Source organism: Cryobacterium mannosilyticum (assembly GCF_004402705.1).
In the GTDB taxonomy this organism is placed as follows: Bacteria; Actinomycetota; Actinomycetes; order Actinomycetales; family Microbacteriaceae; genus Cryobacterium; species Cryobacterium mannosilyticum.
Genome location: NZ_SOFM01000049.1, coordinates 37,260 through 55,078, shown reverse-complemented (window position 1 = coordinate 55,078; position 17,819 = coordinate 37,260). Strand labels below are relative to the sequence as shown.

At 68.9% G+C, this 17,819-nt stretch carries 17 protein-coding genes; 3 read left to right on the top strand and 14 right to left on the bottom strand.

Annotation, left to right across the window (positions count from 1 at the left end; genetic code table 11):
- Positions 1-38: 38 nt before the first annotated feature.
- From E3O32_RS15875 to prmC, 8 genes are all read right to left on the bottom strand, one after another.
- Positions 39-836 (bottom strand): F0F1 ATP synthase subunit delta, encoded by a 798-nt coding sequence (locus tag E3O32_RS15875; RefSeq protein WP_134510801.1) that lies wholly within the window; start codon positions 834-836, stop codon positions 39-41.
- Positions 836-1,387, bottom strand: coding sequence for a F0F1 ATP synthase subunit B (locus E3O32_RS15870; RefSeq protein ID WP_134510800.1), 552 nt, complete (start codon positions 1,385-1,387; stop codon positions 836-838). The genes E3O32_RS15875 and E3O32_RS15870 overlap by 1 nt, the downstream gene beginning before the upstream one ends.
- 29 nt (positions 1,388-1,416) lie before the next feature.
- Positions 1,417-1,650 carry an ATP synthase F0 subunit C gene (atpE, locus tag E3O32_RS15865; protein ID WP_134510799.1) on the bottom strand — a complete coding sequence of 78 codons (234 nt, stop codon included), beginning with the start codon at positions 1,648-1,650 and terminating at the stop codon, positions 1,417-1,419.
- A 48-nt stretch (positions 1,651-1,698) separates the two neighbouring features.
- Entirely contained in the window at positions 1,699-2,487 is a 789-nt protein-coding gene (atpB, locus tag E3O32_RS15860) for a F0F1 ATP synthase subunit A (protein WP_134510798.1), read from the bottom strand.
- Between the two features lie 175 nt (positions 2,488-2,662).
- The gene (locus tag E3O32_RS15855) at positions 2,663-3,136 is read right to left on the bottom strand and encodes a Cg1360 family ATP-synthase-associated protein (RefSeq protein ID WP_134510797.1); all 474 of its coding nucleotides are present in this window, start codon (positions 3,134-3,136) and stop codon (positions 2,663-2,665) included.
- Complete coding sequence (locus E3O32_RS15850) at positions 3,133-4,353, bottom strand: MraY family glycosyltransferase (protein ID WP_134510796.1); 1,221 nt, start codon at positions 4,351-4,353, stop codon at positions 3,133-3,135. Before E3O32_RS15850 ends, E3O32_RS15855 begins: the two co-directional genes overlap by 4 nt.
- A complete protein-coding gene (locus tag E3O32_RS15845) occupies positions 4,350-5,156 on the bottom strand; it encodes an L-threonylcarbamoyladenylate synthase (protein ID WP_134510795.1) in 807 nt (268 codons plus the stop codon). The genes E3O32_RS15850 and E3O32_RS15845 overlap by 4 nt, the downstream gene beginning before the upstream one ends.
- 12 nt (positions 5,157-5,168) lie before the next feature.
- Positions 5,169-6,128, bottom strand: a complete 960-nt coding sequence (prmC, locus tag E3O32_RS15840) for a peptide chain release factor N(5)-glutamine methyltransferase (protein WP_134510794.1) — start codon at positions 6,126-6,128, stop codon at positions 5,169-5,171.
- Between the two features lie 84 nt (positions 6,129-6,212).
- On the opposite strand from prmC, the gene cysK reads away from it, so the two are divergent.
- The 3 genes from cysK to E3O32_RS15825 are packed head-to-tail and all read left to right on the top strand — an operon-like array spanning position 6,213 to position 8,836.
- Positions 6,213-7,151 (top strand): cysteine synthase A, encoded by a 939-nt coding sequence (gene cysK / locus E3O32_RS15835; RefSeq protein WP_134510793.1) that lies wholly within the window; start codon positions 6,213-6,215, stop codon positions 7,149-7,151.
- A 30-nt stretch (positions 7,152-7,181) separates the two neighbouring features.
- Positions 7,182-7,760, top strand: coding sequence for a serine O-acetyltransferase EpsC (epsC, locus tag E3O32_RS15830; RefSeq protein ID WP_134510792.1), 579 nt, complete (start codon positions 7,182-7,184; stop codon positions 7,758-7,760).
- A gap of 59 nt (positions 7,761-7,819) precedes the next feature.
- On the top strand, positions 7,820-8,836 hold the full coding sequence (locus E3O32_RS15825) for an isopenicillin N synthase family dioxygenase (RefSeq protein WP_134510791.1): 1,017 nt from the start codon (positions 7,820-7,822) through the stop codon (positions 8,834-8,836).
- A 106-nt stretch (positions 8,837-8,942) separates the two neighbouring features.
- On the opposite strand, the gene prfA is transcribed toward E3O32_RS15825, so the two are convergent.
- The 6 genes from prfA to lysA all read right to left on the bottom strand — a co-directional run bounded on the left by prfA (position 8,943) and on the right by lysA (position 17,661).
- Positions 8,943-10,022, bottom strand: a complete 1,080-nt coding sequence (prfA, locus tag E3O32_RS15820) for a peptide chain release factor 1 (RefSeq protein ID WP_134510790.1) — start codon at positions 10,020-10,022, stop codon at positions 8,943-8,945.
- Positions 10,022-12,529, bottom strand: coding sequence for a transcription termination factor Rho (gene rho, locus E3O32_RS15815; protein ID WP_134510789.1), 2,508 nt, complete (start codon positions 12,527-12,529; stop codon positions 10,022-10,024). The genes prfA and rho overlap by 1 nt, the downstream gene beginning before the upstream one ends.
- Before the next feature lie 314 nt (positions 12,530-12,843).
- Complete coding sequence (thrB, locus tag E3O32_RS15810; RefSeq protein ID WP_420898117.1) at positions 12,844-13,791, bottom strand: homoserine kinase; 948 nt, start codon at positions 13,789-13,791, stop codon at positions 12,844-12,846.
- 2 nt (positions 13,792-13,793) lie between these two features.
- Entirely contained in the window at positions 13,794-14,915 is a 1,122-nt protein-coding gene (gene thrC / locus E3O32_RS15805; RefSeq protein WP_134510788.1) for a threonine synthase, read from the bottom strand.
- On the bottom strand, positions 14,915-16,252 hold the full coding sequence (locus E3O32_RS15800) for a homoserine dehydrogenase (RefSeq protein ID WP_134510787.1): 1,338 nt from the start codon (positions 16,250-16,252) through the stop codon (positions 14,915-14,917). Before E3O32_RS15800 ends, thrC begins: the two co-directional genes overlap by 1 nt.
- Entirely contained in the window at positions 16,249-17,661 is a 1,413-nt protein-coding gene (gene lysA / locus E3O32_RS15795; protein WP_134510786.1) for a diaminopimelate decarboxylase, read from the bottom strand. The genes E3O32_RS15800 and lysA overlap by 4 nt, the downstream gene beginning before the upstream one ends.
- Positions 17,662-17,819 lie beyond the last annotated feature (158 nt).

Here is a 17,819-nt window from a genome sequence, read left to right as displayed (position 1 = left end):
GTTGCCGCTTCGAGGTTTTCGTTCCGGTTGACCGTAGGTCAGCCGGCAAGCTGGAGTCTCAAATCCTTGAGGCGGGTGGCGATGCTGCCGTCGATGACATCGTCGCCGATCTGAACGCGCACTCCGCCGACGAGCGACGGGTCCACGACCAGGTTGATCGTGAGCTTGCGCCCGTAGCGCGCGGACAGGTGGGTGCGCAGCCGGTCGAGCTGGGCCGGCGCCAGCGGAGACGCCGACGTGACGGTCGCGACCCTGGTGCCCGACTGGTCGGCCACCACGGATGCCGCGTACCGCAGCAATTCCCCGATCCGGCGTCCGCGCGGCTGCTGCACGAGGTGCCGCACGATCACGAGGGTCTGGTCGGTGACCTTGCCGGTGAGGATGGCGTCGACGAGTCCGACCTTGGCACGCGCCGCGCCGAGCTTGCTCGCGAGAGCCAGCTCGAGTTCCGCGTTCCCGGCGACCGTCGCACCGAACGAGAAGAGTTCGGCCTCGACCACTCCGGCAACGGAGGCCGAGGATGCGGCGCAGCGCAGGCCCAGGTCTTCGATCCCGGCGAGCAGGTCGGTGTGGCTCGACCAGCGCGCCGCGGTCACGGCCTGCAGCAGGTCGAGTGCGACGGGCGTGACGGCGGGGCCGAACACCGTGGCGACGAGGGCCGCCTTGGGTGCGGCATCCGCTGCCGGGTCGACGAGGGCCGACAGGAGCTGCGAGGACTCTCCGATGACGCGACCCGCGTTCAACAGGCCTTCCCCGGTCGCCAGATCGGCCGTGCCGCCGTGGGCGGCCAGTGCCGCTCGCGACGAGGCCAAAGCTTCTCTGGTGGCGCTTCCCATTACTTAGCTGCTTTCTCCGAGGCCTCAAGGTCGGCCAGGAAACGGTCGACAATGGCGCTGGCCTTCGCGTCGTCGGTCAGGCTCTCGCCGATGACACCCGATGCGAGGTCGATGGCCAGGGTGCCGACTTCGGAACGCAGGGACACGACGGCCGCCTGACGTTCTGCTTCGATCTGGACCTTGGCGCTCGCGGTGACGCGGGCAGCTTCGGCAACGGCCTGTTCGCGGTGCTCGGCGACGATCTTCTGACCGTCCGCACGGGCGACCTCACGGATCTTGCCGGCCTCCGCGCGAGCGTCGGCAAGCTGGGCCGTGTACTGCTCGAGAGCGGCTTCGGCCTTTCGCTGCGCGTCGTCGGCCTTGGCGATGTTGCCTTCGATGGCGTCGGCGCGCTCGTCGAGGAGCTTCTGCATCCTCGGAAGAACAAGCTTCCAGAAGAAGAACAGAATCACGACGAAGATCAGACCGGACCAGATTATGTCGTAGAGCTCCGGGAGAAGCGGGTTGCGCGTCTCGGTCTCCGCTGCAGCTGCAATCACTGCGTTAAACATCGTGCCTCCTGACTAGAGAGAAAAGAGGACTAAACGAAGATGAAGTAGGTCGCGATACCGATGAAGGCGAGCGCCTCGGTGAAAGCGATACCGATGTACATCAGGACCTGGAGCTGGCCGGCCAGTTCGGGCTGACGAGCAACGCCCTCGATGGTCTTGCCGACGACGATGCCGACGCCGATTGCCGGGCCGATGGCCGCGAGGCCATAACCGACGGTCGCGATGTTTCCGTTGATTGCCGCGAGAACGGATGTTGCGTCCACGTATGTTTCCTTCCGTAGTGCCAAAAACAGCGAGTGCCGAATTCGGGTTTAGTGTTCCTCAGCCAGCGCGAGCTGGATGTAGACAGCGGTGAGCAGGGCGAAAATGTAAGCCTGGAGGAGGGCGATCAGCACTTCGAAGAGCGTGAACGCGAACCCGAAGACAAGGGTGCCGGCTCCGAAGAGCTTGAAGCCGCCGTCTGCGGTGAAGAAGAAGAACTGGGTGGCGCTGAAGAAGAGCACCAGGAGGAGGTGTCCGACGATCATGTTCATCAGCAGTCGCAGCGTCAGCGTGACCGGGCGGACCAGGAAGGTCGAGATGAACTCGATCGGGGTCACGATGATGTACAGGAACGGGGGCACGCCTGGGGGGAACAGCGCGTTGCGGAAGAAGTTACCCGGGTTCTTCTTCACGCCGGCGTAGATGAACGCGACGTAGGCGATGACGGCCAGCACGAGCGGCACGCCGATCACACTGGTTCCGGCGATGTTGAGGAACGGCAGCGGACCGGTGATGTTCATGAACAGAACCATGAAGAAGATCGTCGTGATCAGCGGCAGGAAACGCTTGCCGTCTTTCTTGCCGAGGATGTCTTCGGCGATGTTGACCCGGGCGAAGTTGAGGCCCAGTTCGACGATGCTCTGGAATCGGGTCGGGATGACCTTCATGCGGCGGGTGCCGAGCCAGAAGACGAGGAGCAGCACGGCCACCGCGAGGAAGCGGATGAGCATGATGCGGTTGATTTCGAAGGGGGAACCCGCGAACAGAACTGCTTCAGGGAAGAATTCGTTGATCGACGGACCGTGGAACTCACCGTCACCGGTGGCAGACGGGAGCATCAGGCTTACGGCGGTTTCTAGCAGCGCTTTCTCCTGGTTCGGGGCGGGGAGCTCTGCTCTCGCGATGACGAATGGTGGGCTGGGCTGCCCGGCACGAAGGCACGAGCAACGCGGGGCGAACCGGTCATTACCCTACCAAGGAATGGGCCCGCCGGGCTAATCGTGGCGGCACATTTCAGTCCTCGGTGGACGCGGCCGGCAGGGTCACGTCGCTGGCATAGCTCATCCGGCTCTTCAGCACCACGATCGCGTCGACGGCGAGGGAACCGATCACCCCGGCGATGATGCTGAGGAACAGCACCACGGGCGCGATCCACGGCTGGTCCTTGAGCAGCACGACGAGCACGAGGAAGACGACGAACTTCACCAGCCAGCCGCCGAGGACGATCGCGAAGAACGCGCCGACGGCCCCCTGGCTGCCGGCGAAGCGGTTGGCGAGCAGGATGCTCCCTGCCGTGATGCCCATGAAGACCACGGCCATCGCGGTGCCGATCAGCGCGCTCACGACACCCGTGCCTCCGGCGACCAGGCCGCCGACCACGGCCCCGACCACCCCGATGCCGCCGGCGAGGAACCCGCCGAGCACGAGGATCCGCCGGAAGACGGGGACCGAGGTCGGCTGGGTGGATCGGGGCGGCGTGATGCTCATGCGTTCTCCTCTGCCGTGACCGACGCCTCGTCGAGAGGGTCCAGCCGGGCGATGTCGGGTTGGTCGATCGGGCGGGCGAGCTGGCTGGCGGCCTCGACGGCCTTGCGGCGGCTCAGCGGCGCGAGCGTGACCAGCGCGCACACGATCAGCGCGGCCACCAGGAAGATGGTGGCATACCAGGTGGGCAGCCCGAAGTAGACGGGCAGCACGAAGTACAGCAGGCAGCCGATGGAGGCTGCGGCGGTCCAGCCGTAGAAGATCAGCACGGCATGAAGATGCGAGTGCCCCATATCCAGCAGCCGGTGGTGCAGGTGCTTGCGGTCGGCGCTGAACGGCGACTTGCCCGCCCGAACCCGGCGGAACACGGCCAGCCCGAAGTCGAGCAGCGGGATGATCAGGATCGCGACCGGCAGGATGATCGGGATGAACGCGGGGAACAGCTGGGACCGGTTCACGGCGGTCGGGTCGACCTGGCCGGTGATGGCGATCGCCGAGGTCGCCATCAGGAGCCCGACCAGGAGCGCGCCGGCATCGCCCATGAACAGTTTCGCCGGGCGCCAGTTCAGCGGCAGGAAGCCGACGCAGGCGCCCACGAGGATGGCCGCGATCAGCGAGGCCAGGTTGAAGTAGTTGCTCGGGGAGGTGTCGCGCACGAGCAGGTAGCTGTAGAGGAAGAACACTCCATTGGCGATGAGGGCGACCCCGGCGACCAGCCCGTCGAGGCCGTCGATGAAGTTGATCATGTTCATCACGACCACGATCGCGATCACCGTGATCAGGATCGACATCCAGGACGACCCGACCGTGAGCCCGCCGATCGGCAGCGACAGCACCTGCACGCCCTGCCAGGCCACCAGGCCGGCGGCGATGAACTGCCCGGCCAGTTTGGTCATCCAGTCCAGGTCCCAGATGTCGTCGGCCACGCCGAGCAGCACGATCAGGAGGGCCGCGCCGAGGATCGCGAGGATCTGCTCCGGGTCGGAGAAGATCAGCCGGAGTGGTGCGAACTGCCCGGCTATCAGGTAGGAGACGCCGAAGGCGGCGACCACGCCGAAGAAGATCGCGATCCCGCCCAGCCGGGGCGTCGGCCGGGTGTGCACGTCACGTTCCCGGATCTTCGGGTAGAGCCGGTAGCGGTGGCTGAGCCTGAGCACGACGAAGGAGCAGCCGAAGGTGACGATGGCGGAGACGAACGCGAGGATGACGAATATGGTCATGGTCGTCCGGCATCCGTCACGGTATCGGTCGTCTCGGGTTCTGTCGGTTTCGATTCCGGTTCCGGCTCCGGTTCCGGCTCCGGTTCCGGCTCCGGCGCCTCGGAGACGAAACCGACCGGCGCGAGGGCGTCGCCGATGACGCCGGCGATGTCGTCCCGGGAAATCACGCCGCCCCGCACGATGACGAGCTTGCCGCCGTTCGTGGCGAACCGGGTGGCGTCGACGATCGTCGACGAGGTGTCGCCGGGGCGGTCGCCGATCGGCTCGTAGTCGATGCCGGCCACTCCCCCGTCGAGGTAGACGGCAACGCTGGAACCGAGCATGTCCTCCGCGCCGACCGCGTCGATCGCCGAGGGAAGTCCGCTGGAGTTGGCGGAGGACACGGCCAGCGGGCCGGTCTCGGACAGAAGGTCGAGCGCGATCTTGTTGCGCGGCATCCGCAGTGCCACGGTGCCCCTGGTGTCGCCGAGGTCCCAGACCAGAGAAGGCTGGGCGTTGAGTATCACGGTGAGGCCGCCCGGCCAGAAGGCGGCCACGAGGTCGCGCACCGGCGGGGGCACGTCCTGGGCCAGCGCGTCGAGGGTCGGGATGCCGGGGATGAGCACGGGCGGCGGCGACGTGCGGTCGCGGCCCTTGGCGTCGAGCAGGCGCTGCACCGCGTCGGGGTTGAAGGCGTCCGCGGCGACGCCGTAGACCGTGTCGGTGGGGATGACGACGAGCGCGCCGCGGCCGATGGCCGAGCGTGCGAGTCTCATGCCGGCCGCGTATTCAGTGTCGACCGAGCAGTCGTAGATGCGTGTCATTGGGGTCCGATTCTAGTGCAGGCGACTTGCCGGAGGCTGGGACGTCTTCCCGAGCCCTCCCGGCCGGCGGTCCTGCGCCCCGGCAGGGGCGACGGCGGTGGTCGCGCGGTCGCGCGACGTGTAATCGCGGTGGGTGGCCGGGGAACGCCAGCCGTCGGAGTTGAGGAGCGCCCGGATCTCCGCCCCCTGCAGTTCGCCGTGCTCGATCACGAGCACCCCGCCGGGGCGGAGCAGCCGCAGCGCCGTGCGGGAGACGTGCCGCACCACGTCGAGGCCGTCCGGCCCGCCGAACAGGGCGTGGGCCGGGTCGAAGAGCCGCACCTCCGGGTCGCGCGGGATCGCGTCGGCGGGGATGTAGGGCGGGTTGGAGATGACCACGGCGACCGTGCCGTCGAGTTCGGTGAAGGCGTCGGCCAGGTCACCGAAGACGAGGGTGGCGTTGCCGGCGCCGACCTGGGCGAAGTTGCGGGTGGTCCACGGGAACGCCTCCGGCGAGTTCTCCACCGCGAAGACCCGCGCGTGCGGCACCTCGACGGCCATGGCCAGCGCAATGGCGCCGCTGCCGGTGCCGAGGTCCACCGCGATCGGCTCCGGGTCGGGCATCGCCCGCAGCGCGTCGATCGCGAACTGGGCCACCTGCTCGGTCTCCGGCCGGGGCACGAAAACCCCGGGGCCGACCAGCAGCTCGATCCCGCGGAACGGCGCCCGGCCGGTGATGTGCTGGAGCGGTTCGCGGAGCGCCCGGCGCCGCACGAGCTCGAGGATCGCGGCGGCATCCGTCTCGGCCAGGCCGGAGCGGAGGATGCCGGCGGCCTGCACCTGGCCGCGGCTCTGGCCGAGCACATGCCCGATCAGCAGGTCGGCGTCGACCTCCGGGTCGCCGATGCCGGCCCGGCCGAGCGTTTCGATCGCCCGATCGCGGATTTCGTCGACGGTGGATGGAATGGAATGGTCGCTCGGCGGTGTTGTCACTCTTTGGAATGTAATGCACTCGCACGCCCAATGCCGTGGCCGTAGGCTAGGCGAGGTCCCAGACCCCGATTGAAAGGCTCCCCGATGCCCGCACAGATCTACTCCGACATCACCGCTGCTGTTGGCGGGACTCCGCTGGTCAAACTGAACCGCCTCACCGCGGGCCTCGACGCGACCGTGCTGGTGAAGCTGGAGTTCTACAACCCGTCCGGCAGTGTGAAGGACCGGATCGGCATCGCGATCGTCGACGCCGCCGAAGCCTCGGGAGAGCTCACCCCCGGCGGGACCATCGTCGAAGGCACCAGCGGCAACACCGGCATCGCCCTCGCCATGGTCGGCGCGGCCCGCGGCTACAAGGTCATCCTGGCCATGCCGGACACCATGAGTAAGGAACGCCGCCTGCTGCTGCGGGCCTACGGCGCCGAGATCGTGCTGACCCCGGGCGCCGAGGGCATGCGCGGTGCGGTCACCAAGGCGGAGGAGATCGCCGCGAACACGCCCGGCGCCGTGCTCGCCCGCCAGTTCGACAACCCCGCCAACCCTGCCATCCACCGTGCGACCACCGGCGTGGAGATCTGGGACGACACCGACGGCGCCGTCGACATCCTCGTCGCGGGCATCGGCACCGGCGGAACCATCACGGGCGCCGGCCAGCTGCTCAAGGAGCGCAAGAGCTCGGTGCGGGTGATCGCCGTCGAACCGATCGACTCCCCCATCCTCACCGGCGGCAAGCCGGGCCCGCACAAGATCCAGGGCATCGGCCCGAACTTCGTGCCGGCGGTCCTGGACACCCACGTCTACGACGAGGTGACGGATGTGACCCTCGCCGATTCCCTCGCCACCGCGCGCAGCCTCGCCACCGACGAGGGCATCCTCTCCGGCATCTCCGGCGGATCGGCGGTCTGGGCCGCGATCGAGCAGGCGAAACGACCGGAGAACGCCGGCAAGGTCATCGTGGCGATCATGCCGAGCTTCGGCGAACGCTACCTCTCCACCGTGCTCTACGAAGACCTGCTGGACTAGGCCGGGGAACAGGGCAGGCCGAAGCCGACAATGGGCGTCTTTTCCACCATCCGCGAGGACATCGCGATGGCGCGCGCCCACGACCCGGCCGCGCGCAGCAACACCGAGGTCTTCCTCGCCTACAGCGGGCTGCACGCGGTCTGGTCGTACCGGCTCTCGCACCGCCTCTGGACGGCCGGCCTCCGACTGCCGGCCCGGCTGGTGTCCCAGTTCACCCGGTTCCTGACGGGGATCGAGATCCACCCGGGTGCCACGATCGGCCGGCGCCTGTTCATCGACCACGGCATGGGCGTCGTGATCGGGGAGACGGCCGAGATCGGCGACGACGTCATGCTCTACCACGGCGTCACCCTCGGCGGGAAGACCCGCCACGGGGTCGTGCGCGGAGAGAAGCGGCATCCGACCCTGCGCGACGGGGTCACCGTCGGCGCCGGCGCGAAGATCCTCGGACCGGTCACGATCGGGGCCTGGAGCACGATCGGCGCCAACGCCGTCGTCACGAAGGACGCCCCGGCCAAGTCGCTGCTCCTCGGAATCCCCGCGGTGATCCAGCCCGTCACGGCGGAAACGATCGAAGCCGCCCGCGGGCTCAACCTCACCGACGACTGAGGTCACCGACGATCCACCTCTCCACCGCACCACCGCAGCACACGAAGGACGCTCAGCCCATGATCTCCGAATCCGCCACCGCCCCCGTCTCCCCCGGGCTGCCCGTGCTCGACCTGTCCCGCCTCGACCGGGGCGAGGCGGAAGCGGAGCGCTTCCGCACCGACCTGCGCGAGGCGACGCACGAGTACGGCTTCTTCTACCTCACCGGCCACGGCGTGCCGGCGGACCTCGTCGACCGGGTCATGCGCACGGCACGCGCGTTCTTCGACTTTCCCGAGGCCGACAAGATGGCGATCGAGAACCTGCAGAGCCCCCAGTTCCGCGGCTACACCCGGGTGGGCGGCGAACTCACCCAGGGCACGGTCGACTGGCGCGAACAGATCGACATCGGCCCGGAGCGCCCCCGGACCACGGGCGGGGCAGACTACCTCCGCCTCGAGGGACCCAACCAGTGGCCGGCCGCCCTGCCTGAGCTGCGCGAGGTGATGACCCTGTGGCGGGAAGAACTCAACACCGTCGCGCTGCGACTGATGCGCGCGTGGGCGCTCTCGCTCGGCGCCGACGAGCACGTTTTCGACGCGGCATTCGCGGAGAAGCCGTTCACGCTGATCAAGATCGTGCGCTACCCGGGCAAGTCCGACCCGACGCCGAGACAGGGGGTGGGCGCGCACAAGGATTCGGGTGTGCTGACCCTGCTGTTCGTCGAACCGGGCAAGGGCGGCCTGCAGGTCGAGAAGGACTCGGGCTGGATCGACGCTCCCCCGCTCGACGGTGCGTTCGTGGTGAACATCGGCGAGCTGCTCGAGGTGGCCACCGACGGTTACCTCAAGGCCACCGTGCACCGGGTGATCTCGCCGCTCATCGGCGACGACCGCATCTCGATCCCGTTCTTCTTCGGGCCTGCCCTCGACGCGACGATCCCCCTGCTGGCCCTGCCCGAGTCACTGCAGGCGCCAGGGATCACCGTCGACCCTGAGAACCCGATCTTCACGACCTACGGGGAGAACGCGTTGAAAAGCCGCCTCCGCGCGCATCCGGACGTCGCGGCGATCCACCACGCGGACCTGCTCGGCTGATCCAGGAGCGCGACCCGCCGTATCCGCCGCCGAAATACACCGTTCCGGTCGAGGCCGACCCGCGCAACGGGCGACCTCGACCGGAAAGGTCGATCTGGACGGATGGTTAGTCGTGGTCGCCGATCTCGGCCAGGCGAGTCGCCTCGTCGGCGGTGATGCACGAGTCGATCACGGCGTCGAGGGCGCCGTTCATGACGGTGTCCAGGTTGTACGCCTTGTAGCCGGTGCGGTGGTCCGCGATCCGGTTTTCCGGGAAGTTGTACGTGCGGATGCGCTCCGACCGGTCCATGGTGCGGATCTGGCCCTTGCGCACGAGGGACGCCGCCGCGTCGATCTCTTCCTGCTGGCGCGCGAGCACCCGGGCGCGCAGCACTCGCATGCCCGCTTCCTTGTTCTGGAGCTGGCTTTTCTCGTTCTGCATGGCCACGACGATGCCGGTCGGGAGGTGGGTGATCCGCACGGCGGAGTCGGTCGTGTTGACCGACTGCCCGCCGGGCCCGCTGGACCGGTACACGTCGATCTTGAGGTCGTTGGCGTTGATCTCGACCTCTTCGGGCTCGTCCACCTCGGGGAAGACCAGCACGCCGGCCGCCGAGGTGTGGATGCGTCCCTGCGACTCGGTCGCGGGCACCCGCTGGACGCGGTGCACGCCGCCCTCGTACTTCAGGTGCGCCCAGACGCCCTCCGCGGGGTCGCTGGAGGCCCCCTTGATCGCGAGCTGGATGTCCTTGATCCCGCCGAGGTCGCTCGTGGTCTGCTCGATGATCTCGGTTTTCCAGCGCTTCGACTCGGCGTAGTGCAGGTACATCCGGAGCAGGTCGGCGGCGAACAATGCGGACTCCGCGCCGCCCTCTCCCATCTTGATCTCCATGATCACGTCGCGCGCGTCGAGCGGGTCGCGCGGGATCAGCAGGCGCCGCAGCTTCTCGGCCGCGGCTTCCAGCTGTTCCGTCAACCCGGGGATCTCCGCGGCGAAGTCGGCGTCTTCAGCGGCAAGCTCGCGAGCGGCCTCGAGGTTGTCGCCGATCTCTTTCCACTCGTTCCAGGCCGCGATGATGCGGCTCAGTTCGGCGTAGCGCCGGTTGACCTTCTTCGAACGGGCCGGGTTGGAGTGCAACTCCGGGTCGGCCAGTTCGGACTGCAGCTCGTCGAATTCGGCCTGCAGAGTCAGAACAGACTCGAACATTACTTGTCCTTGTCTGACCCGTTCAGGGTCGGCATCGACTTCTGGACCTGCATCAGGAACTCGACGTTGGAGGACGTCTCCTTGAGGCGGCCGAGGATGACCTCGAGCGCCTGCTGCTGCTCGAGCCCGGCGAGGGCGCGGCGCAGCTTCCAGGTGATCTTGACCTCGTCCGCGCTCATCAGCATTTCTTCGCGGCGGGTACCGGATGCGTTCACGTCGACCGCGGGGAAGATGCGCTTGTCGGCCAGCTGGCGCGACAGGCGCAGTTCCATGTTGCCGGTGCCCTTGAACTCCTCGAAGATGACCTCGTCCATCTTGGAGCCGGTTTCGACGAGCGCCGACGCGAGGATGGTGAGCGAGCCACCGTTCTCGATGTTGCGGGCGGCACCGAAGAAGCGCTTCGGCGGGTAGAGCGCCGAGGCGTCGACACCACCGGAGAGGATCCGGCCCGACGGCGGCGCGGTCAGGTTGTAGGCGCGGCCGAGGCGGGTGATCGAGTCGAGCAGCACGACCACGTCGTGGCCGAGCTCGACGAGGCGCTTGGCCCGCTCGATGGCCAGTTCGGCGACCGTGGTGTGGTCTTCGGCCGGACGGTCGAAGGTGGAGGCGATGACCTCGCCCTTCACCGTGCGCTGCATATCGGTGACCTCTTCCGGACGCTCGTCGACCAGCACGACCATGAGGTGGACCTCAGGGTTGTTGGTGGCGATGGCGTTCGCGATCTGCTGCATGACGATGGTCTTGCCGGCCTTCGGCGGCGCGACGATCAGGCCGCGCTGGCCCTTGCCGATCGGGGCGACGAGGTCGATGATGCGCTGGGTCAGCTTGCCGGGCTCGGTCTCGAGGCGGAGGCGTTCCTGCGGGTAGAGCGGGGTCAGCTTCTGGAATTCGACCCGGTTGGCGGCTTCCTCGACGGTCAGGCCGTTGATCGAGTCGACCTTGACGATCGCGTTGTACTTCTGGCGGCCGTTCTGGTCGCCCTCGTGCGGCTGGCGGATCGACCCGACGACGGCGTCGCCCTTGCGCAGGTTGTACTTCTTGACCTGGCCGAGCGAGACATACACGTCGCTCGGGCCCGGCAGGTAGCCGGAGGTGCGAACGAAGGCGTAGTTGTCGAGGACATCGAGGATGCCGGCGACCGGGATCAGCACGTCGTCGTCGCCCAGCTCCGGCTCGAAGTCGTCGCCGGCGGTGACGCCGCGGCGCTTGCGGTCACGGAACCGGTTGCGGTTGCTGCGGCTGCCGAGGTCGTCGTCCGGCCCGTTGCGGTCCTGGCCGACGTTGCGGTCCTGGTTCTGGCGGTCCTGGGCCTGCCGGTCCTGGTTGCGGTCCTGGCCCTGGTTGCGGTCCTGACGGTCCTGACCCTGGATACGGTCCTGACCCTGGTTGCGGTCCTGACGGTCCTGACCCTGGTTACGGTCCTGGGCCTGACGGTCCTGGCCCTGGTTGCGGTCCTGGGCCTGACGGTCCTGGCCACGGTCGGCCTGGGAATCCTGGTTCTGGTTCTGGTTCTGGTTGCGACCGGCCTGGCGCTGGTTCTGCTGGCGCGAGGTGTCGTCACCGGCCTGGGTGCGGTCGCCGCCGCGGCTGCGGTTGCGGTTGCGGCCCTGGCGCGGCTGTTCGGTCTGGTCGGCCTCGCCCTGCTCGGAGGGCCAGGGAGTCTGCTCGGCCTCGGCGGCCGGGGCTTCGGACGCCGGGGCCGTGGCCGTCACGGCATCCGCGTCGGCGTCGGCCTGGGCGTCGGCGTCGTTGCGGGCGTCGATGCTGCTGCGCGCGTCGATGCTGTTGCGGGCGGCGCCGTTGCGGGAGTTGCCGCGGGCACTGCCACGGCGCGAGCGGCCGGTGCTCGGTTCGACGATCGCGTCGGCCTCGGCGTCGGGGGTGGTGACCGGAGCGGCCGAGACGTCGGACACGTCAGTGTTGGGCAGTTCGGCGGTGGGCAGTTCGGCGGTGGCCTCGGCCGCGGCGGCCTCGAGGGCTGCCGCCGCCTTCACGGTGACCGAGGTGGCGCGCTTGCGAGCCTGGCGGACCGGCTTCTCGACCGGCGCGACGGCTTCTGTGGTCGAACCGTCGGCGGACGCGCCGGCGTAGGTGGCCGGGGCGGTGGTCCTGCGGGTGGTCGTGGCGGCATCCGGAAGGATGATGCCCAGTCCGAGGTCGCCGTCAGCGTTGACGTGGGCGATCGCGGGAGCCGCGGTTGCGGTGGTGGCACGGCGCGGTGCGCGCTTGCGGGGCGCCGTGGCCGGGGCGACGACGGTGTCGGTGTGGGGAGCCTCGATGGTCGGAGCCTCGGGGGTCGCCGTGGCGGTGGGAGCGCTGTCCGCGGTGTCACCCGGGGAGTTGGTCCTGACCTGTTCCGCGGTGATTGCCTCCACGAGTTCCCCCTTGCGTAGTTTGGATGCGCCCGGGATGCCCAGTTCGAGCGCCAGAGCCTGAAGCTCGGCGACACGGAGGGTGGCCAGGTGCGATGAATCCGCAGCGATGGTGCGGAGGTTGACGTCAGTCACGAAAAATTGTCCTTTCCCCTGGCGTGAAAAAGGTGTGCCAGGGAAGCTGTGTGCAGCGTCTCACGCGCTGCGGGTGGTCCAATCCTGAGTTGATGTGGATTGGAGTGAACACACACAGCTACGCACAGATGAGGCGATAGCAGTGAGTTACAGGGAATGCACCGGAGAAGGGATCCGTTCGTTAGACGGTTCCATCGGGTACATTCCAACCCTAGCAGAACGTCAGGCCGCTGAAGACGCCCCCACCCGGGGCACATCCTCGCGGCCGGCGTTTCCGGGGCCGGGCCGCCTCGACGGCGGCCCGGCTGCCCCGCTCAGGCGTCGGTGCGGGTGACCGTGGCTCCCATGAAGTCGACGGCGAGCATGAGTGCCTGCCAGGGCGTTTCCGACGCGGCGGCGACGAGCTCGGCGGCGACGAGCCGCTGGCCGGGGTCGCTGGCGAGCACGAGGATCGAGGGCCCGGCGCCGGAGACGACGGCCGCGAAGCCGTGTTCCCGGAGCAGCGTGATCAACCGGTTGGTCTCCGGCATGGCCGCGGCGCGGTAGCTCTGGTGCAGCTTGTCCTCGGTGGCGGCCAGCAGCAGTTCGGGGCTTTGGATCAGCGCGGCGATGAGCAGGGCGGAGCGGGACACGTTGAAGACGGCGTCCTCGTGCGGCACCGACTCCGGCTGCAGGCTGCGGGCGAGCGCCGTCGACATGGCGTGCTCCGGCACGAAGACGAGCGGCTTCACGCCGCGGTGCACCATCAGCTTCTTGTGCCGGGGACCCTCCGGCGTCATCCAGGCGATCGTCAGGCCGCCGAACAGGGCGGGCGCCACGTTGTCCGGGTGCCCCTCCATCTCCGTGGCGAGGGCGAGGAGCGCCGCGGCGTCGATGTCGACGATGCCCTCGAGCAGGCCCTTGGCGGCCATGATGCCGGAGACGATGGCGGCGCCGGAGGAGCCCATGCCGCGGCCGTGCGGGATGACGTTGTGCGCGACGAGCGCCAGGCCGGGAAGCGGCTGGCCGTAGGCGGCGAAGGTGTGGATGATGGCGCGCACGACGAGGTTGGACTCGTCGGTCGGCACCTCCCCTTCGCCCACGCCGTGCACCTCGACCGTGACCCCGGGGTCGTCGCGCACGGCGACGTCGAGGTGGTCGTAGTGGGCGAGGGCGAGGCCGAGAGTGTCGAAGCCGGGGCCGAGGTTGGCCGTCGTCGCGGGGACCTGCACCGTGACGGAACGCCCGGAGAGCACTGAACGGCCGGACACGGCCTCGGCGATGGTCACTTGTGGACCAGCCCGAGCACGCTGGCGATCTCGGCGGTGTCGACGGGCACGATGGTCGGCTTCACGTCGGAGCCGTCCGCGCTGCGGAGGGCCCACTGCGGGTCCTTCAGGCCGTGGCCGGTGACGGTGAGCACGACGGTCGCGCCGGCGGGGATGAGCCCGGCTTCGGCGCGCTCGAGCAGGCCGGCGACGCTGATCGCGGAGGCCGGCTCGACGAAGATGCCCACCTCGGCGGAGAGGATGCGATAGGCCTCGAGGATCTTCTCGTCGGTGATGGCACCGAAGTAGCCGTTCGTGAGCTTCTGCGCCGCGAGGGCGAGGTCCCAGGAGGCCGGGTTACCGATCCGGATCGCGCTGGCGATGGTCTCGGGGTGGTCGACCCGGTGGCCGAGCACGATCGGCGCACTGCCGGCGGCCTGGAAGCCGAACATCCGCGGCATCCGCGTGGTGGCGCCACGCTCGAGTTCTTCCGTGTAGCCGCGGGTGTACGCGGTGTAGTTGCCGGCGTTGCCGACCGGGACGATGTGGATGTCGGGGGCGTCACCGAGCACCTCGACGACCTCGAACGCCGCCGTCTTCTGGCCCTCGATGCGGTCGGGGTTGACCGAGTTCACCAGGTGCACCGGGTAGTTCGCCGACAGGTCACGGGCGATGTCGAGGCAGTCGTCGAAGTTGCCCTGCACCTGCAGCAGCTGCGCGTTGTGCGCGATGGCCTGGCTGAGCTTGCCCATGGCGATCTTGCCTTCCGGCACGAGCACGACGGCCTGGATGCCGGCGTGCGTCGCGTAGGCGGCGGCCGAGGCGGAGGTGTTGCCGGTGGACGCGCAGATGACGGCCTTGGCGCCGTCCTCCATGGCCTTCGAGATGGCCATGGTCATGCCGCGGTCCTTGAAGGAGCCGGTCGGGTTCATGCCTTCGTACTTCACCCAGACCTGCGCGCCGGTGCGGGCGGACAGTGCGGGGGCGGGAATGAGCGGGGTGCCACCCTCGCCGAGCGTGATGATGGGCGTGGCTTCCGTGATGTTCAGGCGGTCCGCGTATTCACGCAGTACTCCGCGCCACTGCCGGGACTGCGTCTTCACGGCCGGCTGCGTCAGGGACTCTCGTTCGCTGGACATCAGACTCCTTCAACTCTCAAAACGGATGCGACATTGGTGACGAATTTGTTCTCGGCGAGATCTCTCACGGTGGCGGCGAGTGCCGCTTCCGTCGCCTCGTGCGTTCCGATGACAAGGGTAGCGGTGGACGACACGGGCGCGTGACTGGCCGTGCCCGGCTGCGCGGGCGTCATCGACTGCTCGACCAGGGCGAGCGAGACGCCGTGGTCGCTGAACACCCCGGCGAGCGTGGCGAGCACGCCGGGCTCGTCGGTGACCTCGAGGGTGACCGCATACCGGGTGGTGATGCTGTCGATCGGGAACACGGGCAGGTCGGCGTGACTGGACGCGGCGACCCCCGGCCCGCCGGCGATGTGGCGCCTGGCCAGCGAGACGAGGTCGCCGAGCACCGCGGAGGCCGTCTCCACTCCCCCGGCACCTGCCCCGTAGAACATCAGGCTTCCCGCCGCCTCCGCCTCGACGAAGACCGCGTTGTTGGCGCCGTGCACCGCGGCGAGCGGGTGGCTGCGGTGCACCATCGCCGGGTAGACCCGGGCGGAGACGCCTTCCTTGCCGGTCGCGGCGTCGACGAGCCGCTCGCAGATCGCGAGCAGTTTCACGACGTAGCCGGCCTTGCGGGCGGATTCGATCTGCGCGGGAGTGACCGCGGTGATCCCCTCGCGGTACACGGAGTCGAGCGGGACGTTGGTGTGGAACGCCAGGCTGGCCAGGATCGCGGCCTTCTGCGCGGCATCGTAGCCGCCGATGTCGGCGGTCGGGTCGGCCTCGGCGTAGCCGAGGTCGGTGGCGAGCCGGAGGGCTTCCTCCAGGGTGTCGCCCTCGGTGTCCATCCGGTCGAGGATGAAGTTGGTGGTGCCGTTCACGATGCCGAGGATGCGCTTGACCTGGTCGCCGCCGAGGCTGTCCCGGAGCGGGCGCACGATCGGGATGGCGCCGGCGACGGCGGCCTCATAGTTCAGCTGGGCGCCGACCTGGTCGGCGGCCGCGAACAGTTCGGGGCCGTGCGTGGCCAGCAGCGCCTTGTTGGCGGTGACGACATCCGCGCCGGAGTTGATCGCCATCAGGATGTAGCTGCGCGCCGGCTCGAGGCCGCCCATCAATTCGATCACGACGTCGGCGCCGAGGATCAGCGATTCGGCGTCGGTGGTGAACAGTTCCCGCGGCAGGTCGACGGTGCGCTCCGCGTCGAGGTCGCGCACGAGGATGCCGACCAGTTCGAGGCTCGCGCCCACCCGGTTGGCGAGTTCCTCCTTCTGTTCGAGCAGGAGGCGGGCCACCTGGGCGCCGACGGAGCCGCCGCCCAGCAGGGCGACGCGCAGATTGCGGTATTCGATCATCGGACGGATTCCTTCGGTTGATCGGTGGTCGAGACCCCGGCATCGCGCGCCAGCAGGTCGGCGATGGTCTCGCCGCGCACCAGCAGCCGCGCCTGGCCGTCACGCACGGCGACCACTGCCGGGCGGCCGACGAAGTTGTAGTTGCTGGCCAGGGACCAGCAGTAGGCGCCGGTCGCGGCCACGGCGACGAGGTCGCCCTGTGCGACGTCGCCGGGGAGGTAGTCGGCGTCGACGACGATGTCGCCGCTCTCGCAGTGCTTGCCGGCGATGCGCACGAGCACGGGTTCCGCGGCGGAGACCCGGCCGGCCAGTCGCACGGAGTAGTCGGCGCCGTAGAGGGCGAAGCGGGCGTTGTCGCTCATCCCGCCGTCGACGCTGACGTAGAGGCGGGGGTTGCCCGCCACGTCGACCGCCTTGGTGGTGCCCACCTCGTAGAGGGTGATCCCGGCGGGACCGGCGATGTAGCGGCCGGGCTCGAACGCGATCACCGGCACGGGGATGCCGCGCTCGGCGCACTCGGCGGCCACGATGTCGGCCAGGCGGGCAGCGAGTTCGGCGACCGGGGTGGGCCGGTCGGCGGAGGTGTAGGCGATCCCGAAGCCGCCGCCGAGGTTGAGTTCGGGGACCGGGCCGTCGGCGAGCAGGGCGGCGTGCACGGCCAGCAGGCGGGACGCGGACTCGGCGAAACCGTCGGCGCCGAAGATCTGCGAGCCGATGTGGCAGTGCAGACCGACGAAGCGCAGGCTCGTCTCCGCGCGGATGCGGGCGACCAGCGCGGGGGCGTCCTCGAGCACGACGCCGAATTTCTGGTCCTCGTGGGAGGTGGCGAGGAACTCATGGGTGTGAGCGTGCACACCACTGTTGACCCGGAGTCGCACGGCCTGAACGACGCCGTGCCGGGCGGCGGCTTCGGCGACCCGGCCGATCTCGAGCGGCGAGTCGATCACGATGGTGCCGACGCCGAGCCGGCAGGCGTCGTCGATCTCGGCGAGGGACTTGTTGTTGCCGTGGAAGCCGAGCCTATGCGGCGGGGTGCCGGCCGCGAGGGCCACGGCGAGTTCGCCGCCGCTGCAGATGTCGATGTTCAGCCCCTCGCTCACCATCCAGCGGGCGAACTCGGTGGAGAGGAACGCCTTGCCCGCGTAGTAGATGCGCACGCTGGTGCCGATGCGGGCGAACTCGGCCTCGAAGGCGGTGCGGAGCTGGGCCGCGCGGGTGCGGGCATCCGTTTCGTCGACGACGTAGAGCGGAGTGCCGAACCGTGCGGCCAGGGACCCGGCGCTGCAGCCGCCGATGGCGAGTTCTCCGGTGTCGTCGCGGATGGCCGAGGCGGGCCAGAGGCCGGCGGCGAGCGCATTGGCGTCGTCGGGCAGGGCGAGCCATTCGGGGGCGAGCGGGTTGGTGGCCACGGGTGAAAACCTCACGGGAAAGTCGAGTGGGTGTCTCACTGAGTGGCGAGCGAACCCGGGTTGGTCCCTGAAGCCAGTGAAGATGCCGCCGCGCGGAGGGCGGGGACCTGCCGCAATTCTAGCGACCGCGGCTGGATGCGCCGAATCGGTGTTACGCC

Bases quoted from the DNA above. Each gene is read 5' to 3' on its own strand.
- E3O32_RS15870 (WP_134510800.1), bottom strand. From the start codon at position 1,387: ATGTTTAACGCAGTGATTGCAGCTGCAGCGGAGACCGAGACGCGCAAC.
- cysK (WP_134510793.1), top strand. From the start codon at position 6,213: ATGCCCGCACAGATCTACTCCGACATCACCGCTGCTGTTGGCGGGACT.
- E3O32_RS15875 (WP_134510801.1), bottom strand. From the start codon at position 836: ATGGGAAGCGCCACCAGAGAAGCTTTGGCCTCGTCGCGAGCGGCACTG.
- atpB (WP_134510798.1), bottom strand. From the start codon at position 2,487: ATGCTCCCGTCTGCCACCGGTGACGGTGAGTTCCACGGTCCGTCGATC.
- E3O32_RS15850 (WP_134510796.1), bottom strand. From the start codon at position 4,353: ATGACCATATTCGTCATCCTCGCGTTCGTCTCCGCCATCGTCACCTTC.
- E3O32_RS15855 (WP_134510797.1), bottom strand. From the start codon at position 3,136: ATGAGCATCACGCCGCCCCGATCCACCCAGCCGACCTCGGTCCCCGTC.
- epsC (WP_134510792.1), top strand. From the start codon at position 7,182: ATGGGCGTCTTTTCCACCATCCGCGAGGACATCGCGATGGCGCGCGCC.
- E3O32_RS15845 (WP_134510795.1), bottom strand. From the start codon at position 5,156: ATGACACGCATCTACGACTGCTCGGTCGACACTGAATACGCGGCCGGC.
- E3O32_RS15800 (WP_134510787.1), bottom strand. From the start codon at position 16,252: ATGATCGAATACCGCAATCTGCGCGTCGCCCTGCTGGGCGGCGGCTCC.
- thrC (WP_134510788.1), bottom strand. From the start codon at position 14,915: ATGTCCAGCGAACGAGAGTCCCTGACGCAGCCGGCCGTGAAGACGCAG.
- E3O32_RS15825 (WP_134510791.1), top strand. From the start codon at position 7,820: ATGATCTCCGAATCCGCCACCGCCCCCGTCTCCCCCGGGCTGCCCGTG.
- prfA (WP_134510790.1), bottom strand. From the start codon at position 10,022: ATGTTCGAGTCTGTTCTGACTCTGCAGGCCGAATTCGACGAGCTGCAG.